3 protein-coding genes and 6 rRNA genes are annotated in these 14,634 nt (G+C 61.9%); all 9 read right to left on the bottom strand.

What is annotated here, in order from left to right:
• Positions 1 to 146: 146 nt before the first annotated feature.
• The 9 genes from rrf (ACKUTP_RS02810) to ACKUTP_RS02770 all read right to left on the bottom strand — a co-directional run bounded on the left by rrf (ACKUTP_RS02810) (position 147) and on the right by ACKUTP_RS02770 (position 14,572).
• Positions 147 to 262, bottom strand: a 5S ribosomal RNA gene (rrf, locus tag ACKUTP_RS02810).
• 145 nt (positions 263 to 407) lie between these two features.
• Positions 408 to 3,383 (bottom strand): 23S ribosomal RNA (locus tag ACKUTP_RS02805).
• Between the two features lie 400 nt (positions 3,384 to 3,783).
• Positions 3,784 to 5,290, bottom strand: a 16S ribosomal RNA gene (locus ACKUTP_RS02800).
• An 849-nt stretch (positions 5,291 to 6,139) separates the two neighbouring features.
• A 5S ribosomal RNA gene (gene rrf, locus ACKUTP_RS02795) occupies positions 6,140 to 6,255 on the bottom strand.
• A gap of 145 nt (positions 6,256 to 6,400) precedes the next feature.
• A 23S ribosomal RNA gene (locus ACKUTP_RS02790) occupies positions 6,401 to 9,376 on the bottom strand.
• Positions 9,377 to 9,776: 400 nt separating this feature from the next.
• Positions 9,777 to 11,283: ribosomal RNA gene (locus tag ACKUTP_RS02785) — 16S ribosomal RNA — on the bottom strand.
• The 16S, 23S and 5S rRNA genes sit together here, the layout of an rRNA operon.
• A gap of 404 nt (positions 11,284 to 11,687) precedes the next feature.
• Positions 11,688 to 13,088 (bottom strand): phosphoglucomutase/phosphomannomutase family protein, encoded by a 1,401-nt coding sequence (locus ACKUTP_RS02780; protein WP_409063503.1) that lies wholly within the window; start codon positions 13,086 to 13,088, stop codon positions 11,688 to 11,690.
• A 157-nt stretch (positions 13,089 to 13,245) separates the two neighbouring features.
• The gene (locus ACKUTP_RS02775; RefSeq protein ID WP_035138801.1) at positions 13,246 to 14,139 is read right to left on the bottom strand and encodes a homocysteine S-methyltransferase family protein; all 894 of its coding nucleotides are present in this window, start codon (positions 14,137 to 14,139) and stop codon (positions 13,246 to 13,248) included.
• 10 nt (positions 14,140 to 14,149) lie between these two features.
• A complete protein-coding gene (locus ACKUTP_RS02770; RefSeq protein WP_040359600.1) occupies positions 14,150 to 14,572 on the bottom strand; it encodes a metal-dependent transcriptional regulator in 423 nt (140 codons plus the stop codon).
• Positions 14,573 to 14,634: the final 62 nt, after the last annotated feature.

Genomic DNA, 14,634 nt, shown 5'->3' with positions numbered 1-14,634 from the left:
TTGTAGCCCGTTCACAGAAGATGCGACAAACGAGGGTTATAAAACACAGCTACTATGTGAGACAAGAGCCCGTAAACGCAAAAAAAGGGGGAGGCCGCGAGGCCTCCCCCTTCTCAGTTCAAGCGTACGGCTCGGTGCCGTCCACCGGTCAGCGGCGCCCTGGCCTCCCACGGGCTGACCCCGCAGTACTCTCGGCGCGATGGGGCTTAGCTTCCGGGTTCGGAACGGGACCGGGCGTGCCCCCCATGCTCTGGCCGCTGACCGGTGGGCGGCGCCCACCGTTACGGTGTCCTGGGTCTCACCTTACACGTGCCCTGGGGGCCGCATGGCGCATAGGAAAGATGACTCGGGGGCATCCTCGTGCCCGGACCGCGCAAGCGCTAAGTCCCGCGGGCCGCGAGGTGCGGTTCCGGAAGAGCTCGGGCGATTAGTGCGGCTCGGCTGAGGACGTCGCCGCCCTTGCACCTGCCGTCTATCGACCAGGTAGTCTACCTGGGCCCTTACCGGAAGGAGAACTAATCCCTGGAACGGCTTCCCGCTTAGATGCCTTCAGCGGTTATCCGCGCCGCACGCGGCTACCCGGCCGTGCCGTTGGTCGACAACCGGTTCACCGGAGGTGCGTCCACCCCGGTCCTCTCGTACTGGGGGCAGCCTCCATCGATTCTCCTGCGCCCACGGAGGATAGGGACCGAACTGTCTCACGACGTTCTGAACCCAGCTCGCGTACCGCTTTAAACGGCGAACAGCCGTACCCTTGGGACCTGCTCCAGCCCCAGGATGCGATGAGCCGACATCGAGGTGCCAAACCTTGCCGTCGATGTGGACTCTTGGGCAAGATCAGCCTGTTATCCCCGGAGTACCTTTTATCCGTTGAGCGACGGCCCACCCACTCGGGGCCGCCGGATCACTAGAGCCTGCTTTCGCACCTGCTCGGCTTGTGGGCCTCGCAGTCAAGCCCGCTTGTACTCTTGCATTCAAAAGGACGGTTGCCGACCGTCCCGAGCGGACCTTCGCGCGCCTCCGTTACCCTTTAGGAGGCGACCGCCCCAGTCAAACTGCCCGCCTGGCACGGTCCCCGAGCCGGTTGACGGCCTCGGGTTAGGACGCCGGTCGCGCGAGGGCAGTATTCCAAGGGCGGCTCCCCGGGGGCTGGCGCCTCCGGATCTGTGCCTCCTGCCTATCCTCTACACGCGGGACCAGCGGCCAATGCCAAGCTGCAGTGAAGGTTCACGGGGTCTTTCCGTCCTTCCGCGGGTAAGTCGCATCTTCACGACCAGTGCAATTTCACCGGGTCCATGGTCGAGACAGCGCCCAAGTCGTTGCGCCTTTCGTGCAGGTCGGAACTTACCCGACAAGGAATTTCGCTACCTTAGGACCGTTATAGTTACGGCCGCCGTTTACCGGGGCTTGGCTTCGGGGCTTCGCCGAATCGGCTAACTCCTCCGCGTGACCTTCCGGCACCGGGCAGGCGTCAGACCCTATACGTCGCCTTGCGGCTTCTGCAGAGTCCTGTGTTTTTGGTAAACAGTCGCTTGGGCCTCTCCACTGCGGCCCGCCTCCGCTCCCCGGGCGAGCCGGTTCACGTACGCGCGGGCACCCCTTCTCCCGAAGTTACGGGGCCATTGTGCCGAGTTCCTTGACCATGGTTGACCCGATCGCCTCGGTATGTTCTACCCACCCACCTGTGTCGGTTTGCGGTACGGGCGCGCACGCGCCTGCCTAGGGGTTTTTCTAGGGACCTCGGGCTCACTCGCTTCGCTCAGTCGCTTCGTCCGGAGCCTCGCCCTCGATGCGGACCGGATTTCCCTGGTCCGCGGGCCGCGCTCCATCACGGGGACGTCCAGAACCCCGCCGAGCCACCCCCATCCGTCGCCCCGTCGGTCGTAGCGCCGCGTGCGCGGTGCAGGAATGTCTGCCTGCTGCGCGTCGGCTACGCCTACCGGCCTCGCCTTAGCCCCCGACTGACCCTGGGAGGATTAGCCTTGCCCAGGAAACCTCGGGTTCACGGCGGACGAGTTACTCTCTCGTCTCTCGCTACTCATGCCAGCATTCTCACTCCCATGCGCTCCACCGTCGGTCGCCCTCCGGCTTCTCCGCCCATGGGAAGCTCCCCTACCGATTCTAATGAATTAAAATCCCGCCGCTTCGGTGTCCAGCTTAGCCCCGTGTATTGTCGGCGCATGTCCACTCGACCAGTGAGCTGTTACGCACTCTTTGAATGGATGGCTGCTTCTAAGCCAACATCCTGGTTGTCTGGGCGGACGCACATCCTTTGCCACTCGGCTGGAACTTGGGGACCTTAGCGGGCGGTCCGGGCTGTTTCCCTCTCGAGCACACAGCTTAGCCCACATGCTCTGACTGCCGCGCTCTGGGCCGCCGGCATTCGGAGTTCGGTTGGATTCGGTAGGCGGCGAAGCCCCCTCGTCCATCCGGTGCTCTACCTCCGGCGGTGAACGCGCGACGCTAGCCCTAAAGCTATTTCGGGGAGAACGAGATATCTCCGGGTTTGATTGGCCTTTCACCCCTATCCGCAGGTCATCGCCGCCGTTTTCAACCGACGTGCGTTCGGCCCTCCACGGGGTCTTACCCCCGCTTCAGCCTGCCCACGGATAGCTCACCCGGCTTCGCGTCCGCGGCGCGGGACTCAAGTCGCCCTGTTAAGGCTCGCTTTCGCTCCGGCTCCCTTTCGGTTAACCTCGCCCCGCGCCAGCGACTCGCTGGCTCATTCTACAAAAGGCACGCCGTCACAACTGAAAGTTGCTCCGACTGCTCGTGGGCGCACGGTTTCAGGTACTGTTTCACTCCCCTCCCGGGGTGCTTTTCACCTTTCCCTCACGGTACTGGTGCGCTATCGGTCACAGGGTAGTACTCAGGCTTGGATGGTGGTCCACCCAGGTTCGGACCGGGTTTCACGTGCCCGGCCCTACTCAGGGACCGCGTCGCGCCGTCCGGTCTGGGTTCGCGTACGGGGCTGTCACCCGCTGCGGCCGGCCCTCCCATGCCGTTCCGCTCCCCAGCCGGACCTGCGCCCGGGGGCGGCAGCCCCCGGATGCGCGGCCCTGCAACCCCGTCGGCGGAACCCCTGCCGGGTATGCCCGCTCGACGGTTTGGCCATCGGTCCCCTTTCGCTCGCCGCTACTCGGGGAGTCTCGAGATTGATTTCCTCTCCTCCGGGTACTTAGATGTTTCAGTTCCCCGGGTTGTCCTCCCCCCGCCTATGTGTTCAGCGGGGGGATATGCACACCGCTGTGCATGGGTTCGCCCATTCGGAGACCCCCGGGTCGAAGGATGTGTGCTCCTCGCCGGGGATTATCGCAGCTTGCCGCGTCCTTCATCGGCTCCCTGTGCCAAGGCATCCGCCGTGCGCCCGTGGTATCTTGCGGGACCGCATCGGGCCCGCGGGATATCCACGTGTCGCTAAAATTAATTAATCGATATCATGAATAGCGCTCGTATGTCGCAATTCGGGTATCTCATACCGCGGCACAGTAGTTGAACTGTGCTCGCGATCAGATGCTCCTCACTCATATATAAGTGAATTCTTCTTGTTTGGATCGGATGAATGATTGCTATCATTCTGTCTGATAAATCGCAGAAAAGAATCGAGTCTGGAAGAAATTGATCTTCCATCTCTCTCCTATCGCTATGCGGCTCTCAAGGTACGCGGGTGCGACCCCGGGGACCGGGTGCTGCGGGGAATCATCCGTGGCGGGACATCTACCGGACGGGCTCCTGCCCTCTATTCGAGTTAAAGTTTGTCTCTCTAAGAATGTATCTCCCTAGAAAGGAGGTGATCCAGCCGCACCTTCCGGTACGGCTACCTTGTTACGACTTCACCCCCCTCACCCTCCACACCTTCGGCGCCTCCCCCCTTGACGGTTGGGCCGGCGACTTCGGGTGCAGACGACTCGGGTGGTGTGACGGGCGGTGTGTACAAGGCCCGGGAACGCATTCACCGCGGCATGCTGATCCGCGATTACTAGCAACTCCGACTTCATGGGGGCGGGTTGCAGCCCCCAATCCGAACTGGGGCCGGCTTTCCGGGATCCGCTCCCCCTCGCGGGGTGGCATCCCTCTGTACCGGCCATTGTAGCACGTGTGCAGCCCAGGGCATAAGGGGCATGATGACTTGACGTCGTCCCCGCCCTCCTCCGCCTTGACGGCGGCGGTCCCGCGTGGGTTCCCGGCATCACCCGATGGCAACACGCGGCGGGGGTTGCGCTCGTTGCGGGACTTAACCCAACATCTCACGACACGAGCTGACGACAGCCATGCACCACCTGTATGGGCTCCTCTCGGCCACGGGGTCTCCCCCGCTTCACCCATATGTCAAGCCCTGGTAAGGTTCTTCGCGTTGCTTCGAATTAAGCCACATGCTCCGCTGCTTGTGCGGGCCCCCGTCAATTCCTTTGAGTTTTAGCCTTGCGGCCGTACTCCCCAGGCGGGACGCTTAATGCGTTGGCTGCGGCACGGGGGGATCGTCCCCCCACACCTAGCGTCCATCGTTTACGGCTGGGACTACCAGGGTATCTAATCCTGTTCGCTCCCCCAGCTTTCGCGCCTCAGCGTCGGTCTCGGCCCAGAGGGCCGCCTTCGCCACCGGTGTTCCACCCGATATCTGCGCATTCCACCGCTACACCGGGTGTTCCACCCTCCCCTACCGGACCCAAGCCGCGGAGGTTCCGGGGGCTTCGGGGGGTTGAGCCCCCCGCTTCGACCCCCGGCCTGCCGGGCCGCCTACGCGCGCTTTACGCCCAATGAATCCGGATAACGCTCGCCCCCTACGTATTACCGCGGCTGCTGGCACGTAGTTAGCCGGGGCTTCTTCTGCAGGTACAGTCTTGACTCTTCCCTGCTGAAAGCGGTTTACGACCCGAAGGCCTCCGTCCCGCACGCGGCGTCGCTGCGTCAGGGTTCCCCCCATTGCGCAAGATTCCCCACTGCTGCCTCCCGTAGGAGTCTGGGCCGTGTCTCAGTCCCAATCTGGCCGGTCGGTCTCTCAACCCGGCTACCCGTTGTCGGCACGGTGGGCCGTCACCCCGCCGTCTACCTGATGGGCCGCGGAGCCATCCCCTCCCGTCGGGGCTTTAGCCCGGGCGCCATGCGGCGCCCGGGGGTATCCGGTATTACCCGTCCTTTCGGGCGGCTATCCCGGGGGAGGGGGCAGGTTCTCCACGTGTTACTCAGCCGTTCGCCACTCGCTTCCCTCCGGAGAGGGGTGCCGTTCGACTTGCATGTGTTAGGCGCGCCGCCAGCGTTCATCCTGAGCCAGGATCGAACTCTCCGTCCAAAATGTATGGGCTTCGAGCCCGTCCGGTCCTCTCAGTCATCGCTGATCGGTTCCGTTCGATTCATATGGTTCTATTAGATAGGAAAAGGAATTTCTCGGGGCCGCCTCTCGGCGGCCTTGCGAAAAACAAATCCAAGTTAGACCATTTCAAATGGTTCGATGTCTGCCCGGATGCGACACAACTGGTGTGTCCATCCTCGCAGTATCCGGTTCTCAAGGTGCACGCCTGCGCTGGTTCCCGGTCCGACCGGGCCGCGCGGCAAGGAGATATATTGCCAGACCGGAGGGGCGCCGTGGGCGGGAATCGCGCACTCCATATTTTGTTCACAAATTAATTAACTGGGCTCCGAGTTGCTCAGAGTCACACATATGGTCATAAACCTTGGACAGACCGTATGACCTCGGGAATCTCGCTGTCCACTGTAGACATAGCATCTTTATACCCTCGTTTGTATCCGCAAATTAACCCGTCATAAATTGAAGGACAACGTTAACAAACCTATAAAACGCCTGCGGGGGCTCTATCACTAATTAGATAGAGCCCCCGCAGGCGGAGTGTATTTGATTGAAACGCGCCCCCTTAATTGATTTACTGGAAATAAGGAGCAAAAGATCCGTCCGGATAAACGTGGCGACAGAACCCTGGAGCCGACTGAGCGCCACCAGAAAGCGACATAAGCAAGAAGATCGGCTCTACCTCACCGCGGACGACAACGATGTCCTCGACTAAAGTCAATCCAAGCACTCCTAAAACAGAAAGGGCAATTATCAGCTTATACAACGCAAAAAGGGGGAGGCCGCGAGGCCTCCCCCTTCTCAGTTCAAGCGTACGGCTCGGTGCCGTCCACCGGTCAGCGGCGCCCTGGCCTCCCACGGGCTGACCCCGCAGTACTCTCGGCGCGATGGGGCTTAGCTTCCGGGTTCGGAACGGGACCGGGCGTGCCCCCCATGCTCTGGCCGCTGACCGGTGGGCGGCGCCCACCGTTACGGTGTCCTGGGTCTCACCTTACACGTGCCCTGGGGGCCGCATGGCGCATAGGAAAGATGACTCGGGGGCATCCTCGTGCCCGGACCGCGCAAGCGCTAAGTCCCGCGGGCCGCGAGGTGCGGTTCCGGAAGAGCTCGGGCGATTAGTGCGGCTCGGCTGAGGACGTCGCCGCCCTTGCACCTGCCGTCTATCGACCAGGTAGTCTACCTGGGCCCTTACCGGAAGGAGAACTAATCCCTGGAACGGCTTCCCGCTTAGATGCCTTCAGCGGTTATCCGCGCCGCACGCGGCTACCCGGCCGTGCCGTTGGTCGACAACCGGTTCACCGGAGGTGCGTCCACCCCGGTCCTCTCGTACTGGGGGCAGCCTCCATCGATTCTCCTGCGCCCACGGAGGATAGGGACCGAACTGTCTCACGACGTTCTGAACCCAGCTCGCGTACCGCTTTAAACGGCGAACAGCCGTACCCTTGGGACCTGCTCCAGCCCCAGGATGCGATGAGCCGACATCGAGGTGCCAAACCTTGCCGTCGATGTGGACTCTTGGGCAAGATCAGCCTGTTATCCCCGGAGTACCTTTTATCCGTTGAGCGACGGCCCACCCACTCGGGGCCGCCGGATCACTAGAGCCTGCTTTCGCACCTGCTCGGCTTGTGGGCCTCGCAGTCAAGCCCGCTTGTACTCTTGCATTCAAAAGGACGGTTGCCGACCGTCCCGAGCGGACCTTCGCGCGCCTCCGTTACCCTTTAGGAGGCGACCGCCCCAGTCAAACTGCCCGCCTGGCACGGTCCCCGAGCCGGTTGACGGCCTCGGGTTAGGACGCCGGTCGCGCGAGGGCAGTATTCCAAGGGCGGCTCCCCGGGGGCTGGCGCCTCCGGATCTGTGCCTCCTGCCTATCCTCTACACGCGGGACCAGCGGCCAATGCCAAGCTGCAGTGAAGGTTCACGGGGTCTTTCCGTCCTTCCGCGGGTAAGTCGCATCTTCACGACCAGTGCAATTTCACCGGGTCCATGGTCGAGACAGCGCCCAAGTCGTTGCGCCTTTCGTGCAGGTCGGAACTTACCCGACAAGGAATTTCGCTACCTTAGGACCGTTATAGTTACGGCCGCCGTTTACCGGGGCTTGGCTTCGGGGCTTCGCCGAATCGGCTAACTCCTCCGCGTGACCTTCCGGCACCGGGCAGGCGTCAGACCCTATACGTCGCCTTGCGGCTTCTGCAGAGTCCTGTGTTTTTGGTAAACAGTCGCTTGGGCCTCTCCACTGCGGCCCGCCTCCGCTCCCCGGGCGAGCCGGTTCACGTACGCGCGGGCACCCCTTCTCCCGAAGTTACGGGGCCATTGTGCCGAGTTCCTTGACCATGGTTGACCCGATCGCCTCGGTATGTTCTACCCACCCACCTGTGTCGGTTTGCGGTACGGGCGCGCACGCGCCTGCCTAGGGGTTTTTCTAGGGACCTCGGGCTCACTCGCTTCGCTCAGTCGCTTCGTCCGGAGCCTCGCCCTCGATGCGGACCGGATTTCCCTGGTCCGCGGGCCGCGCTCCATCACGGGGACGTCCAGAACCCCGCCGAGCCACCCCCATCCGTCGCCCCGTCGGTCGTAGCGCCGCGTGCGCGGTGCAGGAATGTCTGCCTGCTGCGCGTCGGCTACGCCTACCGGCCTCGCCTTAGCCCCCGACTGACCCTGGGAGGATTAGCCTTGCCCAGGAAACCTCGGGTTCACGGCGGACGAGTTACTCTCTCGTCTCTCGCTACTCATGCCAGCATTCTCACTCCCATGCGCTCCACCGTCGGTCGCCCTCCGGCTTCTCCGCCCATGGGAAGCTCCCCTACCGATTCTAATGAATTAAAATCCCGCCGCTTCGGTGTCCAGCTTAGCCCCGTGTATTGTCGGCGCATGTCCACTCGACCAGTGAGCTGTTACGCACTCTTTGAATGGATGGCTGCTTCTAAGCCAACATCCTGGTTGTCTGGGCGGACGCACATCCTTTGCCACTCGGCTGGAACTTGGGGACCTTAGCGGGCGGTCCGGGCTGTTTCCCTCTCGAGCACACAGCTTAGCCCACATGCTCTGACTGCCGCGCTCTGGGCCGCCGGCATTCGGAGTTCGGTTGGATTCGGTAGGCGGCGAAGCCCCCTCGTCCATCCGGTGCTCTACCTCCGGCGGTGAACGCGCGACGCTAGCCCTAAAGCTATTTCGGGGAGAACGAGATATCTCCGGGTTTGATTGGCCTTTCACCCCTATCCGCAGGTCATCGCCGCCGTTTTCAACCGACGTGCGTTCGGCCCTCCACGGGGTCTTACCCCCGCTTCAGCCTGCCCACGGATAGCTCACCCGGCTTCGCGTCCGCGGCGCGGGACTCAAGTCGCCCTGTTAAGGCTCGCTTTCGCTCCGGCTCCCTTTCGGTTAACCTCGCCCCGCGCCAGCGACTCGCTGGCTCATTCTACAAAAGGCACGCCGTCACAACATAAAGTTGCTCCGACTGCTCGTGGGCGCACGGTTTCAGGTACTGTTTCACTCCCCTCCCGGGGTGCTTTTCACCTTTCCCTCACGGTACTGGTGCGCTATCGGTCACAGGGTAGTACTCAGGCTTGGATGGTGGTCCACCCAGGTTCGGACCGGGTTTCACGTGCCCGGCCCTACTCAGGGACCGCGTCGCGCCGTCCGGTCTGGGTTCGCGTACGGGGCTGTCACCCGCTGCGGCCGGCCCTCCCATGCCGTTCCGCTCCCCAGCCGGACCTGCGCCCGGGGGCGGCAGCCCCCGGATGCGCGGCCCTGCAACCCCGTCGGCGGAACCCCTGCCGGGTATGCCCGCTCGACGGTTTGGCCATCGGTCCCCTTTCGCTCGCCGCTACTCGGGGAGTCTCGAGATTGATTTCCTCTCCTCCGGGTACTTAGATGTTTCAGTTCCCCGGGTTGTCCTCCCCCCGCCTATGTGTTCAGCGGGGGGATATGCACACCGCTGTGCATGGGTTCGCCCATTCGGAGACCCCCGGGTCGAAGGATGTGTGCTCCTCGCCGGGGATTATCGCAGCTTGCCGCGTCCTTCATCGGCTCCCTGTGCCAAGGCATCCGCCGTGCGCCCGTGGTATCTTGCGGGACCGCATCGGGCCCGCGGGATATCCACGTGTCGCTAAAATTAATTAATCGATATCATGAATAGCGCTCGTATGTCGCAATTCGGGTATCTCATACCGCGGCACAGTAGTTGAACTGTGCTCGCGATCAGATGCTCCTCACTCATATATAAGTGAATTCTTCTTGTTTGGATCGGATGAATGATTGCTATCATTCTGTCTGATAAATCGCAGAAAAGAATCGAGTCTGGAAGAAATTGATCTTCCATCTCTCTCCTATCGCTATGCGGCTCTCAAGGTACGCGGGTGCGACCCCGGGGACCGGGTGCTGCGGGGAATCATCCGTGGCGGGACATCTACCGGACGGGCTCCTGCCCTCTATTCGAGTTAAAGTTTGTCTCTCTAAGAATGTATCTCCCTAGAAAGGAGGTGATCCAGCCGCACCTTCCGGTACGGCTACCTTGTTACGACTTCACCCCCCTCACCCTCCACACCTTCGGCGCCTCCCCCCTTGACGGTTGGGCCGGCGACTTCGGGTGCAGACGACTCGGGTGGTGTGACGGGCGGTGTGTACAAGGCCCGGGAACGCATTCACCGCGGCATGCTGATCCGCGATTACTAGCAACTCCGACTTCATGGGGGCGGGTTGCAGCCCCCAATCCGAACTGGGGCCGGCTTTCCGGGATCCGCTCCCCCTCGCGGGGTGGCATCCCTCTGTACCGGCCATTGTAGCACGTGTGCAGCCCAGGGCATAAGGGGCATGATGACTTGACGTCGTCCCCGCCCTCCTCCGCCTTGACGGCGGCGGTCCCGCGTGGGTTCCCGGCATCACCCGATGGCAACACGCGGCGGGGGTTGCGCTCGTTGCGGGACTTAACCCAACATCTCACGACACGAGCTGACGACAGCCATGCACCACCTGTATGGGCTCCTCTCGGCCACGGGGTCTCCCCCGCTTCACCCATATGTCAAGCCCTGGTAAGGTTCTTCGCGTTGCTTCGAATTAAGCCACATGCTCCGCTGCTTGTGCGGGCCCCCGTCAATTCCTTTGAGTTTTAGCCTTGCGGCCGTACTCCCCAGGCGGGACGCTTAATGCGTTGGCTGCGGCACGGGGGGATCGTCCCCCCACACCTAGCGTCCATCGTTTACGGCTGGGACTACCAGGGTATCTAATCCTGTTCGCTCCCCCAGCTTTCGCGCCTCAGCGTCGGTCTCGGCCCAGAGGGCCGCCTTCGCCACCGGTGTTCCACCCGATATCTGCGCATTCCACCGCTACACCGGGTGTTCCACCCTCCCCTACCGGACCCAAGCCGCGGAGGTTCCGGGGGCTTCGGGGGGTTGAGCCCCCCGCTTCGACCCCCGGCCTGCCGGGCCGCCTACGCGCGCTTTACGCCCAATGAATCCGGATAACGCTCGCCCCCTACGTATTACCGCGGCTGCTGGCACGTAGTTAGCCGGGGCTTCTTCTGCAGGTACAGTCTTGACTCTTCCCTGCTGAAAGCGGTTTACGACCCGAAGGCCTCCGTCCCGCACGCGGCGTCGCTGCGTCAGGGTTCCCCCCATTGCGCAAGATTCCCCACTGCTGCCTCCCGTAGGAGTCTGGGCCGTGTCTCAGTCCCAATCTGGCCGGTCGGTCTCTCAACCCGGCTACCCGTTGTCGGCACGGTGGGCCGTCACCCCGCCGTCTACCTGATGGGCCGCGGAGCCATCCCCTCCCGTCGGGGCTTTAGCCCGGGCGCCATGCGGCGCCCGGGGGTATCCGGTATTACCCGTCCTTTCGGGCGGCTATCCCGGGGGAGGGGGCAGGTTCTCCACGTGTTACTCAGCCGTTCGCCACTCGCTTCCCTCCGGAGAGGGGTGCCGTTCGACTTGCATGTGTTAGGCGCGCCGCCAGCGTTCATCCTGAGCCAGGATCGAACTCTCCGTCCAAAATGTATGGGCTTCGAGCCCGTCCGGTCCTCTCAGTCATCGCTGATCGGTTCCGTTCGATTCATATGGTTCTAGTATAGGAAAAGGAATTTCTCGGGGCCGCCTCTCGGCGGCCTTGCGAAAAACAAATCCAAGTTAGACCATTTCAAATGGTTCGATGTCTGCCCGGATGCGACACATCTGGTGTGTCCATCCTCGCAGTATCCGGTTCTCAAGGTGCACGCTTTGCGGCTCATCCGGTTCCACCGGGCCGCGCGGCAAGGAGATATATTGCCAGACCGGAGGGGCCCCGGGGGCGGGAATCTGGGCGTACACATTTCCTACACATCTTTTGATCCGACTAACGTTTGCCAGCCGTTACCTACCGCTCGCCGAGCATCTCTTTATATAAGGCAGTCTCATGGTTAAAGCGGATACGTCCCCCTAGCTAAAGCACAGCCAGCATCGAGCAACTCATCACGTTCTTCCACCGAGAACCCCTCGGCGTAGACGCGCACCACCGGTTCGGTCCCGCTAGGACGGACCAGCAGCCACGTGTCATCCTCGAATGCCAAACGCAAGCCATCCATATGGCTAACGTTTTGCGGCACCTTGCCACAAATCGACTTGGGGTTTACGCCCGGCAGCAGGGTTCGCAACGTTTCGGCATCTTCGGCCTCAAGGCGCAAATCGCGTCGACCGTAACTCGTCTTACCAAAACTGTCCTCGAGTTGGTCGACCAGAACGCCCAAAGGCGCGCCCGTCTTTGCCATAAGCTCACACAGAATCAGACAGGCGAGGATTCCATCGCGCTCGGGCATATGCGCGGCGATGCCGATACCACCGGCTTCTTCGCCGCCTATGAGGACGCCGCCCTTCTTCATCTCCGCCGCTATATATTTGAAACCGACTGGTTTGACGGTCACGCGGCAGCCAAGCGCCTCGGCAATGCGACGCACGAGCGTCGAGCATGAAAGATTGACGACGACGCGCCCCTCCAAATTACGAAATTGAACCAAGTCGCCCAAAACGAGCGCCATGATCTGATGCGGATGTATATATCTGCCGCGCTCGTCAACCGCGCCGATACGGTCGGCGTCGCCGTCGGTCACCAGGCCAGCGCAAGCTCCGTCCTCGATAACCGTGCGCTCGCAAGCGTCCACCCACGGTTCAACGGGGTCGGGGCAGATATCTTCTTGGTCAGACGCCTGCCCGGCGTGAATCTCGTGCACCTCAACGCCAAGCTCGCGCAGCAAGTCGGCTAGATAGCCCTGGGCTGCGCCGCCCATGGGATCGACAACCACGCGCAAGTGCGCGGCGCGGATGGCTTCGGCATCGACAAACGATGCCACCGCCTGCATATAGTCAGGAATGATATCCGCGGTGCGATATTGCCCCTCGATCCCCATTGGCTCGGGAGCCATAGTCTCTTCGAGCTCTTCGATGACATCCTGGTTGGCGGTCGAGCCGTCACCCATGCGAATCTTGAGGCACAGATAGCCCTGCGGATGATGGGACCCCGTCACCATGAGCGCGCCGCACGCTTCACCGTCATAAGCCGCCGCCCACGTAAGGGCAGGGGTCGGGACAGGTCGCGAAGCGAGCACGGCGTCTAGCCCGTGCGCTGCTAGCACGCCCGCCGCAAGCTCAGCGAACTCGCGCGCCAGGGGCCGGGTGTCGAACCCTATATATACCGTTTTGCCCGGATTGGTCTTTTGCCACAACTCGCCGACGGCATCGGCGATACGGGCAACGTTATCGGCAGTGAAGTCCTCATCGACGCGAGCGCGCCAACCGTCAGTTCCAAAATGAATTATCGCGCACACGCGCAGACACCTCACAGTGTTTGGATCATGGTACGCATGGGGTATACCCGCAACATGCACTCGGCAACCTGCCGGCACCAGCATTCACCATTTGGGCAAATGCTGCCGAGGACATGCAAGCAATAAAAAAACCGCCCCGTATGGAGCGGTTTGCCCTTTATATATCGAGCGCCTCGGCCATCGCGGCCGTAGTGATTGCCGTGGTTCCACAGCAACTGCCCACCATTGCGGCACCGGCATGTCTCCATTCGATGCATGCGCGCGCGAAAGCTTCGGGGTTCTCGTGCCATACGGGGCCATCCTGAGTCTGGACCGGATCGCCTACGTTGGGACGCACCGTGACGGGAGTAGTCGCCGATGCGACCATCCTGGGCACCGCCGCGTTCGCGGCCGCAAGCGAACAGCAATTAACACCAACCGAATTTGCGCCGTGTTTTTCGGCGTACAAAACGGCTGCCTCGATGTTGAGGCCATCGCCCAACAGGTCGCCTTTATCGTCAACGACAAAACTCACCAGAACAGGCATGCCATCGGCGGCATCTCGGGCGCCGGCAAGCATGGGCTGCAAATTACGGATAGACGTCACCGTCTCGATCAGCAGACCGTCAACGCCGGCGTTGAGCAAGGCGTGCGCCTGTTCGCGCGCAATGCCTCGGATTTCACGATACTCGGCAGAGTCCTCGGCAAACCACTCAATACCGATCGGGCCCATCGAGCCTAGCAGCAGCTGAGGGTGCGCCTGGCGGGCATCGTCGACGGCCCCGCGATTGACCTCCGCCACGGACGGCGCAATCTGGTCGTGCTTGAGGGCATAGCTCGATGCCTGAAAGGTGTTGGTAATGAGCACCTGCGCGCCGGCGGCGACATACAAGCGATGGATACGAGAAACGGTCTGCGGCTCTGCCAGATTCCAAAACGCCGGTGGAATGTCGGCGGCATCGTACTCACTCAACAGAACACTGCCCATGGGGCCCTGCGCCAACAAGGTCTCGCTCGACAAGCGGCGCGTAAGTTCCTCGGCACCAAAGCGGTTGTAATAACTCGTATCCATATATATCCCGCTATTCCTCGACGCTGATTCCCTGCTTTTCGAGATAGGCGAGCCAGCGGCTCATCGTGTCCTCGGATAGCGCATGCTCCATCATGCAGGCCTCGGAATCGGCTCGCTCAAATTCGACACCGAGCTCCTGAACCAAAAACGTGCGGATGAGGCGATGACGGTACCAGATAGCCGTGCCAACCTCGCGACCGCGATCGGTCAGGATTACCTTGCCGTAGTGCGATTGCTCGACAAGCTCGGATGCCTTGAGCGCCGAAACCGCTTTATTGACCGATGCCTTGGAGACGCCAAGGCGCTGCGCGATGTCGACCGATCGCACGCCGTTGGTTTCCCCCTCTTCGCTTTCAATGCGAACCATGCACTCCAAGTAGTCTTCGTTCGCCACCGTCAGATGTAGTTCGCGCGAGCTATTTGTCGTATCCATGATCTTCCGTCCCTTCTGCATTCAATGGCTGATTCTACCCCATCCAAGCGTCGTGGTATGCC

Origin of the sequence: Collinsella sp. wc0529 (assembly GCF_046116875.1) — a bacterium.
GTDB lineage: Bacteria > Actinomycetota > Coriobacteriia > Coriobacteriales > Coriobacteriaceae > Collinsella.
The sequence above is the reverse complement of the archived record's forward strand: the minus strand, read 5'-3'. Positions and strand labels throughout refer to the sequence as shown.

What these genes read in the sequence shown, in the direction of transcription:
- ACKUTP_RS02775 (WP_035138801.1), bottom strand. Translation starts at nt 14,139, where the DNA reads ATGGATACGAGTTATTACAACCGCTTTGGTGCCGAGGAACTTACGCGC.
- ACKUTP_RS02770 (WP_040359600.1), bottom strand. Translation starts at nt 14,572, where the DNA reads ATGGATACGACAAATAGCTCGCGCGAACTACATCTGACGGTGGCGAAC.